Source organism: Nosocomiicoccus sp. HMSC059G07 (assembly GCF_001815515.1).
Lineage (GTDB): Bacteria > Bacillota > Bacilli > Staphylococcales > Salinicoccaceae > Nosocomiicoccus > Nosocomiicoccus ampullae_A.
Genome location: NZ_KV820784.1, coordinates 1 through 1,517 on the forward strand (window position 1 = coordinate 1; position 1,517 = coordinate 1,517).

A 1,517-nucleotide genomic window follows, 5' to 3' on the forward strand; every position below is an offset into this window, starting at 1 on the left:
TTAAGTGGCTAGGTTGATTATAAAATCTTCCAAAACTTTAAATATTCTATAAACTAAAAAAATAATATAAATTAAAGTTATTTTTAATTAAAAACTAAAACATATACTTATTTTATAGGGTAATATTTTACTTATTGACAAAATTTATTTCTATGAGAAAATAAGGATACATTCAGTAAACGGAGGAATTCAAATTGAATAAGAAATTATTGATATTTTTATCTTTATTACTACTAGTGCCTCATTTGGTGTATGGAAAAAGTGTCTCAGCCGTGACTGAAACAAACGAAAAAATTAGCATTTGGAATAATTATATGAGTAACAAAGAACTACAAAACTTCTTTAAAGAACATGACTTAAATTCTAAAAATGTAGAAAGCGCCTACCAAATCCAAGATAATGATTAAACTCATTATATTCTAAATGTCCAAATTAATGGCAATGGAGATTTCATAAATATATACTTTGCAAATGAAGAATTATTTTCTTACAGCATTCAAAAGTATGATGATAAAACACAAAATTCAGCAACATTTGAGCTTTACGATGCTGTAGATAATACATTAATAATGAGTGAGTCTATCTCTAAAGATAAAGAAATTACTACCAATTATTTAATATCAGAAAATGAAGTTAGTACATATGCATTAACAGACAAACAAGTCTTCGCTTTAGAATGGGCTTGTATATTCTCAAGCTACATGGGATGTATAGGAACATCACTAGCTGTCGGAGCAGCTGGAACACTAATTTCTGGTCCCGTAGGAACTGTTACCGGAGCCCTCGGAGGATGGGCTTGCAGATACCTTTTCCAAACAGCAGTCGAAAAATTCGGTGGCAAACAAGCTGCTTGTAAAGTCTTTAGTTAAGGTGAGCATTACTTTATGAACAAAAGAAAAAATCATTTAAAAGTAGTTTCATGGATAATATTAGTAATATTTATTGATGTAATACTATTCTCGTTTTTACCTGATTCTAATTGGTTAGAAATATTATTTAGTTTCTCTACTATCATGATCGTAGGTGCACTAGGAGTAACTATAATTTTAAAAATATTTGATTAATTTTTATTCCTGTTTACACCTGGTGTGACCAACAGCGAAGCAAGATAAAAAAGCTGTAGAATGACTTGAGAACAAACGACCTCAAGTCATTTGAATTTTTAGTATGTTTATGTTCGATATTCTAGAAAAACTTTCTCATAATGATAGCATCCTTAAATCTTTACAACATTTGCATGTTGCCTCTCCATATTTATTTCGATTTTATAGACATTCATGACAAAAGGCCCATATTAGGTCTTATACACTCAATTTTATGATTTTTAAGGAAATTTATCCTTTAGATGATTAAAAACCTTATTTCACTGATTAAGATCAGGACACCACGCTGTTCATCCCTCTTATTTACAAAAATGATCTGGGAATACTGAAATTTGTTAGATATATCCGGATAATTAACAAAAAATCGGAATTCTGACCTCTTTTTGTTAGATAAAAAATTATATTTAACAAAAA

The 1,517-nt window shown here is 29.0% G+C and carries 2 protein-coding genes; both read left to right on the forward strand.

From position 1 onward, the window contains the following. Positions 1–194 precede the first annotated feature (194 nt). Positions 195–407 carry a hypothetical protein gene (locus HMPREF3029_RS00795; RefSeq protein ID WP_070709242.1) on the forward strand — a complete coding sequence of 71 codons (213 nt, stop codon included), beginning with the start codon at positions 195–197 and terminating at the stop codon, positions 405–407. A 162-nt stretch (positions 408–569) separates the two neighbouring features. Continuing rightward, positions 570–869, forward strand: a complete 300-nt coding sequence (locus tag HMPREF3029_RS00800; RefSeq protein ID WP_070709244.1) for a hypothetical protein — start codon at positions 570–572, stop codon at positions 867–869. The last annotated feature ends 648 nt before the right edge of the window (positions 870–1,517 follow it).